This is a genomic window from Aurantiacibacter odishensis (assembly GCF_003605195.1).
In the GTDB taxonomy this organism is placed as follows: Bacteria; Pseudomonadota; Alphaproteobacteria; order Sphingomonadales; family Sphingomonadaceae; genus Alteraurantiacibacter; species Alteraurantiacibacter odishensis.
This window is the reverse complement of record NZ_QYOS01000023.1, coordinates 345,858-364,825: the sequence shown is the minus strand read 5'-3', so window position 1 is coordinate 364,825 and position 18,968 is coordinate 345,858. Positions and strand designations below refer to the sequence as shown.

The following is an 18,968-nucleotide window of genomic DNA, read 5'->3' as shown; positions in this document are numbered from 1 at the left end:
TGCACCAATTCTTGATGAAATTCACCGCGCTGCCTGAGCATATCGACGCCAATGGGCACGTCAACAACACCGTGTGGGTGCGCTGGATGGAGGATCTGTCCGTCGCGCACTGGAACGCGCAGGCCGAGCCTGATCACCGCGATGCCTACGTCTGGGTCGTAACACGGCACGAGATCGACTACCGCGGCAATGTGACCGAGGGTGCGGAAGTGACAGGCGAGACCATCATCAAGGATGGCCCGCGCGGTGCGCGGTTCGACCGGCACTACGAATTCCGCGATGCCGAGGGCAAGGCGCTGGTGCGCGCCAAGTCGACTTGGGCGATGGTGGACAAGGCCAGCGGGCGGCTGATGCGCGTTCCGGCAGAAGTCGCCGCGCCGTTCCTGCCGCCCGAAGGCGCCGAAAGCTAGGCGATCGCTTCCTCAATCGGCAGCAGGTCGTAGCCCAGTTCGCTGGCGACCGCCGGGTAGGTGACGCGGCCCGCGTGCACGTTCAGGCCCTGCGCCAGGTGAGCATCGCGGCGCATGGCTTCCTTCCACCCGAGGTTGGCGATGCGGATGGCGTGCGGCAGGGTGACGTTGTTCAGCGCATAGGTGCTGGTGCGGCTGACAGCACCGGGCATATTCGCCACGCAGTAATGCACCACGTCGTCCACCACGTAGGTCGGGTTATCGTGGGTCGTGGGCTTGCTGGTTTCGAAGCAGCCGCCCTGGTCGATCGCGACATCCACCAGCACCGCGCCCGGCTTCATGGTCTTGAGCATTTCACGGCTGATCAGCTTGGGTGCGGCGGCACCGGGCACCAGCACGGCACCCACCACCAGGTCTGCCTGCGCCACGGCCTGTTCAAGGTTGGCCTTGCTGGCAAAACGCGTGCTCGCCCGCGCCTCGAAATGGGTGCCGACTTTCTCGAGCACTTCGGGGTCGAGATCCATGATGACGGTGCGCGCGCCAAGGCCGGCCGCCATCTGCGCGGCGTTGAAGCCGACGACGCCGCCGCCGATCACCAGCACGCGGCCCGGCAGCACGCCCGGCACGCCGCCCAGCAGCACCCCGCGACCACCATGTACCTTTTCCAGCGCGTTGGCGCCCGCCTGGATGCTCATGCGTCCAGCCACCTGGCTCATGGGCTTGAGCAGCGGCAGGCCGCCGCGAGGGCCGGTGACGGTTTCGTAGGCAATCGCGGTGCAGCCTGACTTGACGAGGCCTTCGGTCTGCTCCGCATCGGGGGCGAGGTGCAGGTAGGTGTAGAGGATCTGCCCCTCGCGCAATCGGGCGATTTCCTCAGGCTGCGGCTCCTTCACTTTCACGATCATGTCGCACTCGGCAAAGATGTCCTCGACCTTGCCGATCACCCTTGCGCCGCTGGCGACGTATTGCGCATCGTCAGCGCCGATGCCCGTCCCGGCACCGGTTTCCATCCACACCTCGTGGCCGTTGGCGACCAGTTCTTTCGCGCTCTCCGGCGTCAGGCCGACGCGGTATTCGCGGTTCTTGATCTCGCGGGGGCAGCCGATGCGCATGGGAAACTCCGGGTAAGAATGGGGGCTGGGCTGCCAAGGCCGTTACAGGTGAAACCTGTTTGACGCAATCCTTTCACGGAGGCGCAGCCGAGCCGTTTCTGCCTCAATCCCCGGCTGTCAGGAAAGCTCCCGCTGCGGCCGTCCAGACATCACGATTGCAGGCAAAATCGCCGTGGCCGCAGCCCTCGTCCGTCACGAGGGTCGCGAACCCGGCCAGCCGAGCGAAATCCAGCGCCGGCTCGGGCGAAACGATGCGATCTTCGCGGCTGACGATGACCATCATGTCCACCTGCCGTCCCAGTTCGCGCGCGGCCAGCGCCATGTCACCGCCGAAATGGCGGGCAATGTCGAGATCGATCATCGCTTCGCCCTGGCGCTGAAGGTCCCAGCTCGTGCCTTCGTCGAAAGTGTCTTCTGCCGCGCGCGTTTCTATGAAGTCGAACGAATCCTCGCGCGTCACCGTATCGTTGGCGACGCCGATCGGCCGGGTGACGAGGCCGAAGCCTGCATTGATGGCGCGCGCTTCCGGGCAGCGGCAGGCGCGTTCCCAGGCGCGGATGGCATTGGCAGTGTCCCAGCGAACGATGTCGTAGGCGGGCAGGCGCGGGCTGCCGATGATCGGCACGAACTTGCGGGCGAAACCGGGATAGCGCGCCGCCCATTCGAAAGTCTGCATCCCGCCCATGGAAATGCCGGTGACGGCGTGCAGCCGATCAAGCCCGAGGTGTTCGGTCACGAGCCGGTACTCGCTTTCCACCATGTCGCCGATCGTGAGGGCGGGGAATTCGCCCATCGGCTGGCTGGCGGAATTGCTGGGGGAGATCGACACGCCATTGCCGATGGGATCGACAAGGATGATGAAGTAGGTTTCCGGGTCGAGGAAAGGCGCGGCAGCGAGAAAGTCCATCTGCTCCGTCTTGCCGCCGTACCAGGCGGGGATCAGCACGGCATTGTCCCGCTCCTCGTTCAGCGATCCGTAGGTGCGATAGCCGATGCGGCATTCGGCAATTTCGCCGCAGGTGCCAAGATCGGCGAACTGCTGTTCCTGGGCCATGGCGGGCGCGGTTCCTGCCAGCGCGGCGACTGCGGCCAGCAAAAGCGCGGCGGAGGAAACAGCGAGTTTGTTGATGAAATACATGCTGGGGCCCCTTTTCCCGTATCTCCGGCTCGTGGCTGGCCGGATTGTCGAGTCGGCAGCCTAACCGGGGATCGGAGCGAGGCAAGCAGCTTGTAGGAAAGGCGTTTTATGCTGCCCTTGCCGCCCCGCCTCCCCACCCGGCCGCCAAGGATGCCACTATCTTGTGGTGGCCGGGGGGGGGAGGCGGGGCGGCATGGACGCGCCTGATTATACCAGCACGTCCTCGATACCCGGCACGGTGATCGTGCGATCGCCGCCGAAATCCTCGTGCACGGAAATCAGCCCGGTCTTTTCGAGGTGTTCGAGCAGGCGGCGGATGCGACCCGGCGAGGCGGTGCCGTAGACGCGGGCGAGGTGATCCTCGTCGGGCGTGCCGCTCCCACGCGCAGCGGAGACGACGATGGCGAGGTAGGGCGCCAGCACGTCGTCCGCGACGCCTTCGGCCATTGCTTCCACCCGCGCGCGCTGGTTCTCGTCAAGCAGGCCGACCCCGGCGCTGGCAAATGCGAACAGGCGGCGGAAGGTGGGCATGTCGATATGCGCGCTGGCCACGCCCTGCTGGCGGCAGCGGGTGGCGAAATCGCGGAACAGGGTGCTGGCGGGGCGGAAGGTCGCGCCGTCCTCCGCCGCCATTTCGGCGAGGACGGTATCGACATCGCCCGTCGCCACGTCGTGCGACAGCGACTCCTGCGGTTCGGCGCGAGAGGCCATGCTCTGCGCCAGTTCCTCCACCGGTGGCGGCGCGGGCGGTGGAGGGGGAGGCGGCTGGTGCACCTTTTCCGCCGCTTCCTCCGCCAGGTCTGCATGGAGCAGTTCGCCCATCGAGGCAGCGTCCGCCTGCGGCAGCGGGGTGAGCGCGCTGGCGGCGTTCTTACCACCTGTTTTCACTTCGCCGATGTGCACGGCCACCGGGCGACGGCTTACAGCCGGGCCGAGGCCGAGGAAATGCCCGCGCTGGAGATCGCGGATACGCTCCGCCTGCTTGCGGTCCATGCCCAAAAGGTCCGCTGCGCGCTGCATGTCGATATCGAGGAAGGTGCGGCCCATGAGGAAGTTCGACGCCTCTGCCGCCACGTTCTTCGCCAGCTTCGCCAGCCGCTGCGTGGCGACGATGCCCGCAAGGCCGCGCTTGCGCCCCCGGCACATCAGGTTGGTCATGGCGGAAAGCGTCAAGCGGCGGGTATCTTCCGCCATCTCTCCTGCGGCGGCGGGGGCGAACATCTGCGCCTCGTCCACCACCACCAGCGCGGGGAACCAGTGTTCGCGCGGGGCATCGAACAGCGCGGTGAGGAACTGCGCGGCGCAGCGGATCTGCTGTTCCACTTCCAGGTCTTCCAGCGCCAGCACGACAGAGGCGCGGTGCTGCCGGATGCGGCCCGCCAGCGCCTCTATCTCGCGCGGGGAATAGCTCGCGCCTTCCACAACCACGTGATCGAAATGGTCAGCCAGCGAAACGAAATCGCCCTCAGGATCAATGATGACCTGCTGCACGAGGCCCGCGCTCTGTTCCAGCAGGCGGCGCAGCAGGTGCGATTTGCCGCTGCCCGAATTGCCCTGCACCAACAGGCGCGTGGCGAGCAGTTCCTCCACGTCCACCAGCACCGGGGTGCCGTGCGCGTCCTTTCCGATCTCGATGTCCGTATTCACGAGAGCGAGGGTAGGGAGCCGATACGATTCGGACTAGGCGGCGAAAGGCATTTATCCAGCGATTGTTAGCCGCTAGCCTGTCGGGCCAGAGGAAGAGGGGACCAAATTCATGCGCGTGACTGTTCTTGCAGGTGTCGGCCTTGCCGCCGTTGTTGCTGCCTTTGTCGCCACCGGGCCTGCCGCGTCGCAGGTTGGCGCGGGCAGCGCGGAGCGGTGCGAGCGGTTCGCTGCCGAGGTGGCGCGCCTCGATAACGTGAGCGAAGCCAGCGCCACGTTCGAGGAAGCGGGCATGATGCCCGGCCAGTTCGGTCAGCCCGGCATGATGCTGCCCGCCCACTGCAAGGTGAGCGGCGTGATCGACCGGCGGCGGGGCGTCGGCGGCGTGGAATACGGCATCGGCTTCGAACTGCGCCTGCCGGCGGAGTGGAACGGGCGCTTCCTGTTGCAGGGCGGCGGAGGATTGAACGGCAGCGTGAACCCCGCCGTCGGCCCCGTCGCCGCCGCGCGCACGCCCGCCCTCGCGCGCGGGTTTGCCGTCGCCAGCCACGACAGCGGCCACAAGGGGCCGGTGTTCGACGACAGCTTCTATGCCGATCAGCGTGCGGCGCTCGATTTCGCCGAAGCTGCCGTGCCGCAGGTAACGCATGTGACCCGCGAGCTGACGGCCATGTTCTTTGGGCGCGAGCCGCACCATTCCTACATGACCGGCTGTTCCACCGGCGGGCGCGAGGGGATGCTGGCGAGCCAGCGTTATCCCGAACTGTTCGACGGCATCGTGATCGGCGCGCCAGCCATGCGGCCCGGCCATTCGAACCTGGCGATGGAACAAGCGCAGGTGCTGCTGAACGCCACGCTTCCTGCCGGGGCCGAGGGGCCGGCGGGCTTCACCCCTGCCGAACTGTTGCTGGTGGAGAGCGAACTGGTGCGCCAGTGCGATGCCCGCGACGGGGCGGCGGACGGCATCATTGCCAATGTCGAGGCGTGCCGCGCCTTCGATCCCACCGTGCTGCAATGCGAGGCAGGTGAGAGCGAGAGCTGCATCGCGCCCGATCGGGTGGAGGCGATGCAGCGCGGGATGGCCTCTCCAGAGCTGGCGGATGACACGGACACCTATGTTTCCTATCCGTGGGACACCGGCATCACCTACGCTGGCCCCGGCCTACCGGGCTTCCTGCCACGCGGGCAGGGCGGCCCCCTCGGCCCGCCCACCACAGCGCGTGACATCGATATCGATGCACGGATGCACGAGGTGCGCTGGGACGCGGTCGGACGGCTGACCGACACCGCGTTCTGGACCAACCTCTCCACCTATCTCGGGCGCGGTTCCAAGCTGATGTTCTTCCACGGCGTGTCCGATCCGTGGTTCTCCGCCTTCGACACCTGGGACTATTACCAGCGCGCCCGCGCGGCGAACGGGGCCGAGGCATGGGACGATGCCGCGCGCTTCTACATGGTGCCGGGGATGATGCACTGCTCTGGCGGCAATGCCTTCAGCAATTTCGACCTGCTCGGCCCGATGGTGGACTGGGTGGAAGGCGGCGCAGCGCCCGGTGCTGTCACCGCGAGCCGCGCTAACAGCGATGCGCAGATGCCGCTGTGCCCGCACCCGTCCTACGCGCACTACACCGGCGGGGGAGAGGGGTTGGCAGGCAGCTACGAATGCCGGATGCCGCAGGAAAGTTGAGGGCCAGAGTCGTTTCCGGGGTTGCAATAGCGTTTCCCGTGCCCAGCTTTGTTGCGAGTTAATCGCAATAAGGAAACAGCATGGCCTCCAGACCCGCCCCCCGTACCATGACCGTCACCGCCACTCGCAAGGTAACGCCCTCGATGCTGCGCGTGACACTGGGCGGGGAGGGGATGGTGGACTATCCCGAAGGGCAGCAGGGCGGATACGTGAAGCTGCGTCTCGATCCGCTGCCGGGCAAGGACAAGCTGACCGTGCGGACCTACACTATCCGCGCCCAGCGCAAGGGCGAGATCGACGTCGATTTCGTGCTGCACGAAACCCCGGACGGAACCCACGGCCCCGCCACCGACTGGGCGCTGGCGGCCCGGCCCGGAACGGTGATCGACCTTGGCGGGCCCGGCCCGGCCAAGCCCCTTCCGGAAGACCGCGATTTCTACCTGATTGCAGGCGACATGACGGCGCTACCCGCGATATCGGTCAACCTCGAAGCCCTGCCGCGCGATGCGAAAGGCGTGGCGGTGCTGGAAGTGCAGGACGAGGCGGACAGGCAGGAAATCGACGCGCCAGAGGGCGTGGACATTCGCTGGCGGGTCAACCCGCAACCCGGCGCGCAGCCCGATCTGCTGGCGACTGCGCTGCGCGAGGTGCCGTGGCCGCAAGGCGAGGTCTATGCCTGGGCGGCCTGCGAATTCTCGTCGATGAAGCAGCTACGCGCCTACTTGCGCGAGGAGCGCGGGCTTGGCCCGGACAGCCTCTATATTTCCAGCTACTGGAAAAGCGGGCTGAGCGAGGAAGACCACAAGATCGCCAAGCGCGAGGACGCCGAAGCGGCCTGAGCCGCTTTACGCCGCCACCGTCTCGCGCTGGTAGACCCAGTAGTTCTCGCCCCAGCGCTCCTCCAGTTCGGCGAGGCATTCGCGGTGGATTTCGCGCACGCGCTCGGGCGTCATGTATTCCGCCTTGTCGATCTCCTCGATCTTCAGGGTCGACTTGTCTTCATACAGGTGCTCGCCTTTCAGCAGCGCGTTATCGTCGTAGGGCCAGATGAAGGCCTGGCGGCTGGAGACGAGATAGAGCCCGTCTGCCTTTTCCGCCTTCACGCCGATCTTCGCCAGTTCCTCTCCCGTGCTCATCTGGTGGAACCACATCTCGTCCGCGATGCCCCAGTCGGCCACGGCCACCTTGTCACCGCTGTTCCACAGCACGATGTCGCCGATGGCGGAGTAGAAATCATAGACGCCCTGCTTGCCGTGCACCTGCGTGGGATTATCCCCCCAGCACACGTGATAGACGGGGTCGTCCGCCATCATGTCGGGCGCGGTGATCTCCTCGAACATGGCCGCGCCTTCCAGGTGAACGTGGCGGCAATAATTCTTCAGGATCGCCTTGTGCAGCGGGCTCTCCAGGCTGTCGTGCAGGGCAATCGAGGGGTCCATGCAGGCATAGACTTCGCGTTCGTACTTGCTGGGCATGTGGTGTCTCTCTCTCTCTCTCCCGTTATGGGGGGAAGGATGCCACCTGTGCGGACAAAATCAACGTCTGAAACGGCCGCGCCGGTTCAGCCCATCTGTTGCGCCTCGATATCGCGGATCGCGTTCACACCCTCTTCGGCATGGATCTTCAGCTTGCTGATCGAGTTGTTGCACGCCAGGGCGATCATGGAGATTTCCTGATCGTAGTGCTTCAGCTTCATGGGATGGAACCACGCAAGGGTCTTGGCCGTCACCTTGCAGCGGTCGGGTCCGAGCGGCTCGATCTCGCAGCCTTCCACGGTCTTCTCCAGGCGCGCGCCCAGTTCCGCCGGAAGCACCGATTCATAGATGTAGGACTTGCCCGGAACGGCTTCCAGTTCGGTAACCGGGAAAGTCAGGTCGGGCAGCATGTCGAGCACCATGACATAAGTCTTGTCGCCGGTGCGGGTGATGGTGCCGACCTCCGCCTTGTGGTGACGCGGATCGCCAAAGTCGATCATGGCGTAGACATCCTCGGCCGATCGCTCGATCTCCGTGTCCATCTCGATCTCGACCGGCCCTTCCGGTGCCATCTTCGGCTTGAACAACCCGAACATCGGCGCTTCCCCCTGCTGCCTTCTATCCCGTCGATCCACCGTACCCGTTCCCGCGCGACTGCGGAACTGGGTTAATGGCGCGACAGGAGTTTCAGTAATCCCCGCTCAGCAATCTTCGCCCGCCGCGATCAGCCTGCCGCGCAGGCCCTGCAGCGTGGTGTTCTGGATTTCGATGCCGGGGTGGGCATTCACCTCGATCACCATCGGCCCCTCGTTCACGTCGTGCACGATATCCACGCCGCAATAGCCCAGCCCCACGGCGGGTCCGGAGTGAGCGGCGATATCGAGCACTTCCTCCCAGTGCGGGATCTTGAAGCCGATCAGCTGCTGGCCGGTGTCGGGATGGTGGGTGATCACCTTCTTGCCCTGCTTGGCGCGGAAGATAACGCCTGTTTCCAGATTCACGCCCGCCCCGATGCCGCCCTGGTGCAGGTTCGCCTTGCCGTCGGACTCGTTGGTGGGAAAGCGCGCCATCGCCATCAGCGGGAACGTGCCGCGGCAGATCACGCGCACGTCGGGCAGGCCGTCGTCCACCAGGAAGGCGAAGGCCGGATCTGCGCGGATCAGGGGCTCGATCAGCGCGGCATCGTCCGACGCGGCATCGCCGGAAAACTGTCCGTCGACGATGCGGCGCACGTGGTTCTGCACGTCATCCGGCGTGATCGGCTTGCCCGAACCTTTCAGCCAGTTGCGGCCTTCCTTGCGCACCGCCAGCAGAATGCCGTCGCCCTGCGAGCCGCGCGCCGGCTTGATCGCCCAGGCATCGGGCAGGATCTTCTCCGGGTCGAAGCTGCTAAGCTGACCATAGCCGGAGACCACGGCTATGGTGCCGGAGGTTTTGACGCCGTGCTCCACCAAAGCCACCTTGGCCGCCACCTTGTCGCGCGCCCGCTCGATCGCGTGGCGCGGATTGTACTTGGCGATGATCGCGTTGCGCAGATTGATGCCCAGTATCTCGTCCACCACCGGAGTCGAGGAAGCCGAGGAGGGCAGGCTCGAACAGCCTTCCGATCTCGCTTCGGCGGGCGAAGAGTGCGGCGATGCCGCCGCCTTCATCGCGTCTGCCGGTGGAACGGTCATAGGGCGGGAGCGGCGCGTCAGCAGGTTCATCGGGTTGAACATCGGGCAATCCAAGCTGTGTTGCGGAAATTTCGGCACGGACACGGTCCCACTCGAACGCGGTCAGGCGACCGGGGGACGGTTCTGCGGGTCCATCCGGGTTTGCCTGCATCTGCGGAGGCGCGGCACGCCTGTCGATCGCGGGCGGGTTCGCACGCCTGTCGGTCAGCGACCGGACAACGAGAGGACGTCCCGGTGGGGGTGGCCGGGACGGGAAGACCGAGAGCTGGACCTCCGTCTCCTTCTCATCCTCGTCGTGCGGCTTGTCGATCTCGGCGCGGGCGGCGAGGATCTGTTCCACTTCCTCGACCGGGGCGGGCGCCACCTCCTTGCCCATGCGCTTCATCCAGCCCTCGTACCAGATGGGGAAGAAGCGCCCGATCTCCGTCATGCGCAGGCCGCGATAACGGCCAAGGATGGTGATGGCGATGGCGGCAAAGCCCGGCAGCAGCAGCGGCGAGACCTCGATCAGGCGCAGCGCAATCTCGCTCACCATCACGAACTGGATCACCAGCGCCAGCATCATGGTGTTGAAGGCGATGTGCGCGGCTTCGAAGTAACCGTCCTTCTCCCACTGACGCCACCAGCGTTCCACCACCAGCGCGGTGACGACCACGGGCATGGCGTCCACCTGCAGGTTGGTGTCGAGAATGCCCTGCAAGGCGGCCAGCACGAACACCACCAGCGAAATCAGCACGCCGAGGAAACCCACGCGGGTCATCCGCAGCTTCAGCAGAGAGGGGGCGACGGCCATGCCGATGGCGACGGCAGTGCACAGCACGATGGGGCCGAAGACCGGGCCGATCTGCAGGAAGGCAAGCGCGATCAGCATGGGCGTGAACAGCCCGAAAGCCTTCATCCCGATGAAACTGCGCGCCAGCACCACCAGGAAGCTGCCGATGGGCAGCACCATCAGCAGGTTCGATGGCTTCAGGCCCCAGATCGCCTGCGACACGGCGATGCCGCCCAGCGCCGACGGCATGGACAGCGGATTGCGCGTGTTGCTGATGCCCCAGAGCGCAAGCGCGCCCAGCACCGCGAACACCGCCATGCCGATGTAGGCGGGGCGGCGCACCTGCGGCGTGGCGCGTTCCCACGCGCCTTTCAGGAATGCGATCTTGTTAGAAAACATGGGCCAAGGACAGGCTCAGCCGGTAACCCTCGCGCATCCGCACGGGATCGTTGGAGGTGCTGACGATGTATTTCGCCTCTGCCTCGATCCGCCAGTCACCCGGCCACCACAGGAATTCCACCTCGGGCACGAACTGGGTGTCGTCGCGCGGGATGCCGCCGGGGGTCATGCGACCTTCGAACCGGGTGTGTCGCACCTCGATGGCGGGGCGCACGCGCAGGTCGTCGGTGATGGGGCGGGTGTAGGAGAGCGACGCGGATTCGCGGGTGTAGGCACGGTCCGGATTGTCGGAATCGATTTCTTCGGCGCGCAGGTCGACGTTCACGTAGTGATAGCGTCCGATGCGGTGGCGATAGTCGAGATCGACACGCAGGCCCTCGCCTTCGGACGCGGTGCCGTTCGGGCCGTCGGTGTTGGCATATTCGCGGTCTCGCCACGTGACGGTGGCGCGCACGCGGTGTTCGAGGACCGGCTGGTATTCGATGCGGACGGAGGCCTGCACCTCGTCGGTGTCGGCGCTCTCCACGCTGACGAGATCGTCGTAGATGCGGCCCTGGAGGCGCACGGCCCAGTCGTCGCCGAACTCCTGTTCGACAGAGGCGGTGAAGCGGTCGCGGTCGTAGCGTTCGCGGCCCGTGGCATTGCCGAAGCGTTCCACCTGGATGCGGTCTGCCTCGAGGCGGAAAGTGGTGGTCTCGTCCTTCAGTTCCACGCCCACCTGTCCGCGCAGGTAACCGCCGTCGCCCACAATGATCAGCTCGTCCTCGCGGTCGCTGCTTTCGGAAGTGACGACGCCTGCCTCGACGCGGGCGAAGGGGTCGAGCTCCCAGCCATTGCCGTCCTGCGCTGTGGCGGGCGTGGAAAGACCAGCGCCCAGCATGGCGAGTGCGACAGTGGCGAGACGCAACACGGCGCGAAAAGGTGATTTCCCCTGCATGGGAGGGGAATTACGCATTCAATGGTTTAGACTTTGCTAACCCTAACGCGAAAGGTTTTGCTCGGCACGTTCGGGCGCTTTACCGCCTAGAACCATATCGGTTATTCGTCCTGAGAGTGACAATCAGATCGGGTTGCCGTCCCGGTCGCGGAAGATCTCGCGGCGGCCGACGTGGTTGGCGGGGCCAACCAGCCCTTCGCCTTCCATGCGCTCGATCCACTTGGCGGCGGTGTTGTAGCCCACGCCCATCTGGCGTTGCAGCCACGAGCCGGACGCCTTCTGGTTCTCGATCACGATCTGGCAGGCTTGGCGATACTTGCGCTCTTCGGGGTTGTCGCTGGCCGTGAACTCGTCCTCGAAGTTGAAGCCGCCGTCTTCCGGCTCCTCGGTGACGGAATCGATGTAGGCCGGCTCGCCCTGCGCGCGCCAGTGATCGGCCACTTTCTCCACTTCCTCGTCGGACACGAAGGGGCCATGCACGCGCTGGATCGCGCCGGTGTTGGGCTTGAACAGCATGTCGCCCTTGCCCAGCAACTGCTCCGCGCCCTGTTCGCCCAGGATCGTGCGGCTGTCGATGCGACTGGTGACATTGAAGCTGATGCGGGTGGGAAGGTTGGCCTTGATGACGCCAGTGATCACATCAACCGAGGGGCGCTGCGTCGCCATGATGAGGTGGATGCCCGCTGCACGCGATTTCTGCGAAAGGCGCTGGATCAGCACCTCGATCTCCTTGCCGACCACCACCATCAGGTCGGCCAGTTCATCGACGATCAGCACGATCTGCGGCAGCACTTCGTAATCGAGTTCGGCCTCTTCCACGATGGCCTCGCCCGTTTCGGGGTCGTAGCCGGTCTGCACGGTGCGCTTGAGCGGCTTGCCCTTGGCGGCAGCGGCGGCGACGCGTTCGTTGAAGCCGTGCAGGTTGCGCGCGCCGATTTCGCTCATCATGCGGTAGCGCTTTTCCATCTCCTCCACCGCCCACTTCAGGCTGCGGACCGACTTGTGCGGCTCCGTCACCACGGGGGCGAGCAGGTGGGGAATGTCGTCGTAGCTCTTGAGCTCCAGCACCTTGGGATCGATCAGGATCAGGCGGCACTCGGCGGGAGTGAACTTGTAGAGCAGGCTCAGCAGGATGGCGTTGAGGCCCACCGACTTGCCCGAGCCGGTGGTGCCCGCCACCAGCAGGTGCGGCATGGCAGCAAGGTCCGCGACGATGGGATCGCCGGAGATTCCCTTGCCGAGAATGATCGGCAGGTTGCCGCGCGCGTCGACGAAGGCCTCGCTTTCGCACAGTTCCTTGAAGCTGACGGTCTGGCGGTTGGCATTGGGCAGTTCGATGCCCATCACCGTCTTGCCGGGAATCGGCGCCACGCGCGCGCTGATCGCGCTCATGTTGCGGGCGATGTCCTCGGCGAGGCCGACGACGCGGCTGGCCTTGATGCCGGGCGCGGGCTCCAGTTCGTACATGGTGACGACGGGGCCGGTTTTCACCGCGGTGATCTCGCCCTTGACGTTGAAATCGTCGAGCACGGTTTCCAGCAGGCGGGCGTTGCGCTCCAGCGCCAGCTTGTCGAGCGGCGGGGCGTTGTCGACGGCAGCGTCTTCCAGCAGGTCGATGCTGGGCAGGGCATAGTCGGCGAACATGTCGGGCTGCTGCGTCTTGGTCGATGGCTTTGCCCGGCGCGGCGGCGCAGCGGGATCGGCAATCTCGACCGGACGGCGCTCGACGGCAGGAGCGGTGTCGTCCTCGTCGTCTTCGGTATCGGGCCTTGCTTTCGCACGGCGCGCCTTTTGCCGTTTCGGTTCGTCAGGTTTGAAGGAATTATCCGAAGTGGAGAGGCGCGGCATGATGCCAGCCCAGTTCGGCATGGTCAGCAGCCCGGCCCAGTCCACTGCGAACACGCGGCCCGCCAGCAGCGCACCGCCGCCAAGGCAGGCAAGCCCGCCTGCGAGGATTCCCCAGAACCGTCCGCCTTCGGGCAGCAGCCCGGCCAGGGCATCAAGCGCGCCTTCGCCCAGCAATCCGGCCAGCCCGCCAAACCCGGCAGGCCAGCTGTGCTGGCGCGCATCCGTCACCAGAGAGAATGCCGTCGCCAGCAGCACCATGGCCACCAGCAGCACACCCACCGTGCGCCACCACGCGCCGCCCCAGTGCTCGTCCTCGTCCGCATCGCGCCACAGTTTGCGCGCAAAGACGTAGGTCAGCGGCAAAAGCAGCACGGAGACCCAGCCGAAGGCCGTCAGCGCCAGGTCGGCGGCAAAGGCACCAGGTGCGCCCATCCAGTTGTCGATGGTGTCGCCTGCGGCAGTGGAAAGCGAGGGATCGGTCTGGCTGTAGCTGACCAGCGAAATGGCGAGGAACGCCGTGAAGGCGAACAGCACCACCGCGCCCGTCAGCTGCGCGCTGCGCGCCAGCGACCGGCGAAATGCGGCGCGCCAGTCTGCATTCGGTTTGGCGGCCCTCGTGGCCATGGTCGATCCCCTAATGATGCGTCCCGGTCGGCAGAATCCCATAGCGGGACTCCGGGGTCAAATTGTTTTGGTTTTGTTTTACGCACCTGCCTCCGCAGGCGCGTCCTCGCTAGATGCGCAGGCAAGTTGCGCCCGCTGCGGGCGGGCGTTCGCCCTTGCGGCCCTATGGGCCGTTCAGGAGAGGCCGTCTATGGCGGCCCATCTTGGCCAATCGAGTTGGCGCGCTGTTTCTCGCGTCATTCCGCCCAGCGCGATCACCGGCATCTGCGCGTGGCTCGCCAGCGTGCGGAACCTTGCTGGGCCCAGCACAGCGCCGCCGGGGTGGGAGCGAGTGAGGAAAACCGGCGAGAGCATGATCGCGTCCGCCCCAATACGGTTGGCCTGTGCCATTTCGCGCATGTCGTGGACGGTGGCGATGGTGATCATGTCGCCCCTTGTCGGATAGATCGACAGCGGCGCGCCGTAGACGCCGTGTGCGCCCCATTCGCGCGCGGTCAGGGTGCTGTCGGACAGGATGACGAGATGCCCCATGCGCCGCGCAATGCGTGCCAGCGTCTCGAACCGAGCCCGCCGCTCCGCCGGAGGGAGGTGGTAGTGGCGATAGACGAAACCCACCGGTTCCCTAAATTCGCCCAGCCGCTCCTCCAGCACCGCGTCGTTGCGCGCGTCCGAAAGCAGCCACAGGTTCGGCAGGGACTGGAAACCGTTCATCCCCGCGCTATAGCGCGCCTATGAGCAAAAGCGCCACAGAACGCCTGGCAGAAGTGCAGGCCAAGATCGACAAGACCTGCGCCATCGCCCGCCGCAAGCCGGAAGAGGTGACGCTGGTCGCCGTCAGCAAGACGCACGTCGCCGAAGCGATCCGCCCTCTGCTGGAGGCAGGCCAGCGCGTTTTCGGAGAGAACCGGGTGCAGGAAGCACAGGAGAAGTGGCCCGCCCTGCGCGAGCAATATCCGGACGTTCAGCTCCACCTCGTCGGCCAGCTGCAATCGAACAAGGCCGAGGACGCCGTCGCCCTGTTCGACTGCATCCACTCGCTCGACCGGCCCAGCCTGGTGAAAGCGCTGGCCAAGGCGTTCGAGAAGACCGGCAGGCGCGTGCCGTGCTTCGTGCAGGTGGATATCGGCGAGGAAGAGCAGAAGGGCGGCTGCGCCATTGCTGACCTGCCCGGCCTGCTGGAACAGGCGCGCGAGGCCGATATTCCGGTTGCCGGGCTGATGTGCGTGCCGCCGCTCGGTATCGAGCCCGCGCCCTATTTCGCCCTGATGGCCAAGATCGCCGACGATCACGGTCTCGAAGGCCGATCCATGGGCATGAGCGGCGACTTTCCCACCGCCATCATGCTGGGCGCGACCCATGTGCGCGTGGGCACCGCGTTGTTCGGTGAACGCGGGATTTGAGGCGAGGCCGCAGTCTGTTCAGGCGGCTTCCGCAGTCTCCGGCTCACCCGCGGCGATCGCGTCCAGCAGGGCGCGCTTGACCTTTTCCAGCCGTTCCTCGTTGACGATCTTCCCGCCCAGCAGGTCAGTGACGTAGAAAGTGTCCACCGCGCGCTCCCCGTACTGGGTGATGTGCGCGGAATTGATGATCAGGCTCGCTTCGAACATGGCGCGGGTCAGGCGGTTGAGCAGCGCGGGCCGGTCCGTCGCGTTCACCTCGATCACGGTGAAGCGGTTCGAGGCATCGTTGTCGAACAAGACCTGCGGCGCGACGTGGAAGTTTTCCGCGCGGCTCTGCTTCAGCGGACGCTTGGCAAGGCGCGGCACCATGTCGATCTTGTTCGCCAGCGCATCCTCGATGGCTTTCTTGAGGCGGGCAAGCTGCTGGTCCTCGCTGAACGGCTTGCCCAGCGGATCGAGCACGAGGAAATTGTCGACTGCCTTGCCGACACGGTTCGTGTGGATGCGCGCATCGATGATGTTGCCGCCCGCCAGGTGAATCGCGCCCGCGATGCGGAAGAACAGGCCGGGGTGATCTTCCCCGATGACGGTCACCAGCGTGGCGCCAAGCGCCTCGTAGAACTGCGCGTGGATGGACAGGGCGTGGTTGGCATCGCGCGCTGCCTCGTAATGCGGCAGGTTGATGGCGATCACGTCCTCCGGCTCGGCGATCCAGTAGGCATCGTCGAAACGGTTATCGAGCGCTTCGACGAGATAACCCTTGTCGCCGAGCATTTCGGCGACGGCTTCCTTCTTGGCGTTCACGCGTTCCTCGCGCCCGTGCGCCTTGTGGCCAAGCCGCAGCCGCTCGACCGAGCTTTCGTAAAGGTCGCCGATCAGCTGGCGTTTCCAGCTGTTCCAGATGCCTGGCCCCACCGCGCGGATATCGACGATGGTCAACACGGTCAGCAGCCTCAGCCGCTCAAGGTTCTGCACTTCGGCCACGAAATCGCCGATGGTCTTTGGGTCGGAAAGGTCGCGCTTGAAGGCGGTCGCGCTCATCAGCAGGTGATAGCGCACCAGCCAGGCGACAAGCTCGGTCTCTTCCTCGTCCAGCCCGAAGCGCGGGCAGACCTTGCGCGCCACGTCCGCACCCAGCACCGAATGGTCCCCGCCGCGGCCCTTGGCGATATCGTGCAGCAGGACGGAGACGTAGAGCGCGCGCCGGTTCTTGATCAGCGGCAGCATCTCGCTGGCGAGGGGATGATCGTCCTTCAGCTTGCCGCGTTCGATCTCGCTCAACAGGCCGATGGCGCGGATGGTGTGTTCGTCCACCGTGTAGTGGTGGTACATGTCGAACTGCATCTGCGCGTTGACCTTGCCGAAATCGGGCACGAAGCGGCCGAACACGCCTGCCTCGTTCAGCCAACGCAGCACGGTTTCGGGATCGCGCTGCCCGCCCAGCACTTCGAGAAACAGTTCGTTGGCGCGCGGGTCCTTGCGCACCTTGGCGTCGATCAGACCGGAATCGCGCCGGGCGATACGGATAGTGGCGGGGTGGACTTCCAGCCCCTCGCGCTCGGCAATGGCGAACACTTCCAGCAGGCGCACGGGGTCCTGCTGGAACCAGTCGTCCGAAGGCGCGGCGATCTTGCCGGCCTGCACCGGGTAGCCGTCTATCGTCTTGGCCGGTTTGAGCGAGGAGAAGAACTCGCTGATGATGCTGCGCTCCTGCGTCTCCTCCTCGATGTGAGAGAGGAACACGCCGGTCAGGTGGCCCACGTGCTTCACCTGCAGGAAGTAGAACTGCATGAAGCGTTCGACCGCGCTCTTGCCGGGGCGATCGGCGTAATTCATCCGCGCCGCGACCTCGCGCTGCAGGTCGAAGGTCAGGCGGTCCTCACCGCGCCTGGCGATGGTATGCAGGTGGGCGCGCACGGCCAGCAGGAAGCCCTCCGCGCGGCGGAAGCTGCGGTATTCCTTCTGCGTGAACAGCCCCTTGTCGACCAGCTCGCGCGCGCTTTTCACGCGGTGGGTGTACTTGCCGATCCAGTAGAGCGTCTGCAGGTCGCGCAGGCCGCCCTTGCCGTCCTTCACATTGGGTTCGACGACGTAGCGGCTGTCACCCATGCGCTTGTGCCGGGCATCGCGCTCGGCCAGCTTCTCGGACACGAACTGGCTCTCGGTGCCGGGCACCACTTCGGCCCAGAAGCGGTTGCTGGCGGCTTCGTAAACGTCCTGGTCGCCCCACAGGAAACGCCCTTCCAGCAAGGCTGTGCGGATGGTCAGGTCTTCCTTCGCCATGCGCACGACCTCGTTCAGCGAACGGCTGGAATGGCCCACCGTCAGGCTGAGATCCCACAGGTAGTAGAGGATCGCCTCGATCACCTGCTCGCACCAGGATGTCGGCTTGTCCGGCGTGACGAAGGCGATGTCGACATCGGAATGCGGACACATTTCGCCGCGTCCGTATCCGCCCACGGCAATCAGCGCGAGCCGCTCCCCGCTGGAACGGTTGGCGACCGGATAGACGTGGTCGATCACGTGGTCGTGAACGATGCGGATCAGCTGGTCCGTCAGGAAGGCGTGGCCATAGGCGCTCTCGTGCCCCGAACCCGGCTTTTCCTCCAGCCTGCGCGCCAGTTCGGCGCGGCCGGCATCCAGTGCGGCGCGCAACTGTTCGACGATGGACTGGCGTCCATCGGTCGCGCCCTTGTCGGCCACGATCTCTTCGATCGCGGCGACGAGTTTGCGCCGGTCGAGAATGGCGCGCTGTCTGGGAATACTGGGAAGGCTCACATGGCCCGAGATAGGCGCAGGCGCGGTTCAATGCAAAGGGGCTTTGGTGCGGGAAGGGGTTTCAAGCCACAGCGCCCTGTGCCAAAGCGCGGGCATTGCCACGAGAGGCGCATCGCCTCCTCAGTCTCAAGGGAAACAGCGTGATCGTAGATGTTCTGGCAGCGGCGGGCGGCGAGGTCACCCGGTGGAGCGACCTGGGGCTGCGCACCGGTATCGACCTCGGCTTCTTCGAGCTGAAATACTATTCGCTCGCCTACCTTGCGGGCATCATCCTTGGCTACTGGCACCTGTCGAAAATGGTGAAGGCACCGGGCGCGCCGATGGCGCAGGTGCACGTGGACGACCTGTTCTTCTACTGCACGCTAGGCATCATCATCGGCGGGCGGCTGGGCTATGTCACCTTCTACGAACCCGGCCACTGGACGGACTTTTCGGGCGACGGCTTCGTCAGCTGGAAAGTGCTGCGGCTATGGGATGGCGGCATGAGCTTCCACGGCGGTCTCGTCGGCGTGGTGGCGGCGATTGCCTATGTCAGCTGGCGCGGCGGGCTGCCGTTCATCCGCGTGGCGGACTACATTTCCGTCAACGTCGGCTTCGGCATGATGTTCGGGCGTATCGCCAACTTCATCAATGGAGAGCTGTGGGGGCGCCCGGCGGGCGAGGGCGTGCCCTGGGCGATGACCTTCTGCGACCGCGGCGTCGGGCCTGCGGGTGAATGCCTGTCCAGCTTCATCCCCCGCCACCCCAGCCAGCTTTATCAGGCGCTGGGCGAGGGGCTGATCGTGGCGGTCATCATGCTCTCGCTGTTCTGGCTCACCCGCGCGCGCTATCGCCCGGCAATGCTGGTGGGCGTGTTCACCACAGTGATCTCGATCGCCCGCTTCGTGGTGGAATTCTATCGCGAGCCCGATGCGCAGTTGCAGGAATTCGCGGCAGAGACCGGGCTGTCGATGGGCCAGTGGCTCACCATCCCGCTGATTCTCGTCGGGATCGGGCTGGTGGTCTGGTCACTCACCCGCGCCCCGCTGGCGAGCGGGGGCAAGCGACAGGCGGAGGCCTCTTGAACGA

At 65.6% G+C, this 18,968-nt stretch carries 16 protein-coding genes; 5 read left to right on the top strand and 11 right to left on the bottom strand.

What is annotated here, in order from left to right; translation table 11 throughout:
• Positions 1-14: 14 nt before the first annotated feature.
• Positions 15-410 (top strand): acyl-CoA thioesterase, encoded by a 396-nt coding sequence (locus tag D4Q51_RS08835; RefSeq protein ID WP_240624639.1) that lies wholly within the window; start codon positions 15-17, stop codon positions 408-410.
• Here D4Q51_RS08835 and ald read toward each other — a convergent pair.
• From ald to D4Q51_RS08820, 3 genes are all read right to left on the bottom strand, one after another.
• Entirely contained in the window at positions 407-1,522 is a 1,116-nt protein-coding gene (gene ald / locus D4Q51_RS08830; protein WP_120077377.1) for an alanine dehydrogenase, read from the bottom strand. The genes D4Q51_RS08835 and ald overlap by 4 nt on opposite strands.
• A gap of 103 nt (positions 1,523-1,625) precedes the next feature.
• Positions 1,626-2,660: an alpha/beta hydrolase gene (locus D4Q51_RS08825; RefSeq protein ID WP_120077376.1), complete on the bottom strand. Its 1,035-nt coding sequence runs from the start codon at positions 2,658-2,660 to the stop codon at positions 1,626-1,628.
• Between the two features lie 207 nt (positions 2,661-2,867).
• Positions 2,868-4,307 carry a helicase HerA domain-containing protein gene (locus D4Q51_RS08820; protein ID WP_120077375.1) on the bottom strand — a complete coding sequence of 480 codons (1,440 nt, stop codon included), beginning with the start codon at positions 4,305-4,307 and terminating at the stop codon, positions 2,868-2,870.
• 109 nt (positions 4,308-4,416) lie between these two features.
• On the opposite strand from D4Q51_RS08820, the gene D4Q51_RS08815 reads away from it, so the two are divergent.
• Together D4Q51_RS08815 and D4Q51_RS08810 are read left to right on the top strand one after the other, a co-directional pair.
• Positions 4,417-5,991, top strand: a complete 1,575-nt coding sequence (locus D4Q51_RS08815; protein ID WP_120077374.1) for a DUF6351 family protein — start codon at positions 4,417-4,419, stop codon at positions 5,989-5,991.
• 80 nt (positions 5,992-6,071) lie between these two features.
• Positions 6,072-6,830 carry a siderophore-interacting protein gene (locus D4Q51_RS08810; RefSeq protein ID WP_120077373.1) on the top strand — a complete coding sequence of 253 codons (759 nt, stop codon included), beginning with the start codon at positions 6,072-6,074 and terminating at the stop codon, positions 6,828-6,830.
• Between the two features lie 6 nt (positions 6,831-6,836).
• On the opposite strand, the gene D4Q51_RS08805 is transcribed toward D4Q51_RS08810, so the two are convergent.
• From D4Q51_RS08805 to D4Q51_RS08775, 7 genes are all read right to left on the bottom strand, one after another.
• Positions 6,837-7,466 carry a hypothetical protein gene (locus D4Q51_RS08805; RefSeq protein WP_120077372.1) on the bottom strand — a complete coding sequence of 210 codons (630 nt, stop codon included), beginning with the start codon at positions 7,464-7,466 and terminating at the stop codon, positions 6,837-6,839.
• A gap of 86 nt (positions 7,467-7,552) precedes the next feature.
• Complete coding sequence (locus D4Q51_RS08800) at positions 7,553-8,062, bottom strand: hypothetical protein (protein ID WP_120077371.1); 510 nt, start codon at positions 8,060-8,062, stop codon at positions 7,553-7,555.
• Between the two features lie 105 nt (positions 8,063-8,167).
• Positions 8,168-8,938 carry a sugar-transfer associated ATP-grasp domain-containing protein gene (locus D4Q51_RS15975; protein ID WP_240624654.1) on the bottom strand — a complete coding sequence of 257 codons (771 nt, stop codon included), beginning with the start codon at positions 8,936-8,938 and terminating at the stop codon, positions 8,168-8,170.
• The gene (locus tag D4Q51_RS08790; RefSeq protein ID WP_120077369.1) at positions 8,856-10,313 is read right to left on the bottom strand and encodes a 7TM domain-containing protein; all 1,458 of its coding nucleotides are present in this window, start codon (positions 10,311-10,313) and stop codon (positions 8,856-8,858) included. The genes D4Q51_RS15975 and D4Q51_RS08790 overlap by 83 nt, the downstream gene beginning before the upstream one ends.
• On the bottom strand, positions 10,303-11,268 hold the full coding sequence (locus tag D4Q51_RS08785; protein ID WP_162925245.1) for a BamA/TamA family outer membrane protein: 966 nt from the start codon (positions 11,266-11,268) through the stop codon (positions 10,303-10,305). The genes D4Q51_RS08790 and D4Q51_RS08785 overlap by 11 nt, the downstream gene beginning before the upstream one ends.
• Positions 11,269-11,373: 105 nt before the next feature.
• Positions 11,374-13,722, bottom strand: coding sequence for an FtsK/SpoIIIE family DNA translocase (locus D4Q51_RS08780; RefSeq protein WP_120077367.1), 2,349 nt, complete (start codon positions 13,720-13,722; stop codon positions 11,374-11,376).
• 174 nt (positions 13,723-13,896) lie between these two features.
• Positions 13,897-14,433 (bottom strand): thiamine phosphate synthase, encoded by a 537-nt coding sequence (locus D4Q51_RS08775; RefSeq protein WP_120077366.1) that lies wholly within the window; start codon positions 14,431-14,433, stop codon positions 13,897-13,899.
• A gap of 20 nt (positions 14,434-14,453) precedes the next feature.
• On the opposite strand from D4Q51_RS08775, the gene D4Q51_RS08770 reads away from it, so the two are divergent.
• Positions 14,454-15,122 (top strand): YggS family pyridoxal phosphate-dependent enzyme, encoded by a 669-nt coding sequence (locus D4Q51_RS08770; protein WP_120077365.1) that lies wholly within the window; start codon positions 14,454-14,456, stop codon positions 15,120-15,122.
• Positions 15,123-15,140: 18 nt separating this feature from the next.
• On the opposite strand, the gene D4Q51_RS08765 is transcribed toward D4Q51_RS08770, so the two are convergent.
• Positions 15,141-17,900: a [protein-PII] uridylyltransferase gene (locus D4Q51_RS08765; protein ID WP_120077364.1), complete on the bottom strand. Its 2,760-nt coding sequence runs from the start codon at positions 17,898-17,900 to the stop codon at positions 15,141-15,143.
• Between the two features lie 143 nt (positions 17,901-18,043).
• Here D4Q51_RS08765 and lgt point away from each other — a divergent pair, with 143 nt between their 5' ends.
• Entirely contained in the window at positions 18,044-18,964 is a 921-nt protein-coding gene (lgt, locus tag D4Q51_RS08760; RefSeq protein ID WP_120077489.1) for a prolipoprotein diacylglyceryl transferase, read from the top strand.
• Positions 18,965-18,968 lie beyond the last annotated feature (4 nt).

Bases quoted from the DNA above. Each gene is read 5' to 3' on its own strand.
- D4Q51_RS08835 (WP_240624639.1), top strand. From the start codon at position 15: ATGAAATTCACCGCGCTGCCTGAGCATATCGACGCCAATGGGCACGTC.
- ald (WP_120077377.1), bottom strand. From the start codon at position 1,522: ATGCGCATCGGCTGCCCCCGCGAGATCAAGAACCGCGAATACCGCGTC.
- D4Q51_RS08825 (WP_120077376.1), bottom strand. From the start codon at position 2,660: ATGTATTTCATCAACAAACTCGCTGTTTCCTCCGCCGCGCTTTTGCTG.
- D4Q51_RS08815 (WP_120077374.1), top strand. From the start codon at position 4,417: ATGCGCGTGACTGTTCTTGCAGGTGTCGGCCTTGCCGCCGTTGTTGCT.
- D4Q51_RS08810 (WP_120077373.1), top strand. From the start codon at position 6,072: ATGGCCTCCAGACCCGCCCCCCGTACCATGACCGTCACCGCCACTCGC.
- D4Q51_RS08805 (WP_120077372.1), bottom strand. From the start codon at position 7,466: ATGCCCAGCAAGTACGAACGCGAAGTCTATGCCTGCATGGACCCCTCG.
- D4Q51_RS08800 (WP_120077371.1), bottom strand. From the start codon at position 8,062: ATGTTCGGGTTGTTCAAGCCGAAGATGGCACCGGAAGGGCCGGTCGAG.
- D4Q51_RS08790 (WP_120077369.1), bottom strand. From the start codon at position 10,313: ATGTTTTCTAACAAGATCGCATTCCTGAAAGGCGCGTGGGAACGCGCC.
- D4Q51_RS08785 (WP_162925245.1), bottom strand. From the start codon at position 11,268: ATGCGTAATTCCCCTCCCATGCAGGGGAAATCACCTTTTCGCGCCGTG.
- D4Q51_RS08780 (WP_120077367.1), bottom strand. From the start codon at position 13,722: ATGGCCACGAGGGCCGCCAAACCGAATGCAGACTGGCGCGCCGCATTT.
- D4Q51_RS08775 (WP_120077366.1), bottom strand. From the start codon at position 14,433: ATGAACGGTTTCCAGTCCCTGCCGAACCTGTGGCTGCTTTCGGACGCG.
- D4Q51_RS08770 (WP_120077365.1), top strand. From the start codon at position 14,454: ATGAGCAAAAGCGCCACAGAACGCCTGGCAGAAGTGCAGGCCAAGATC.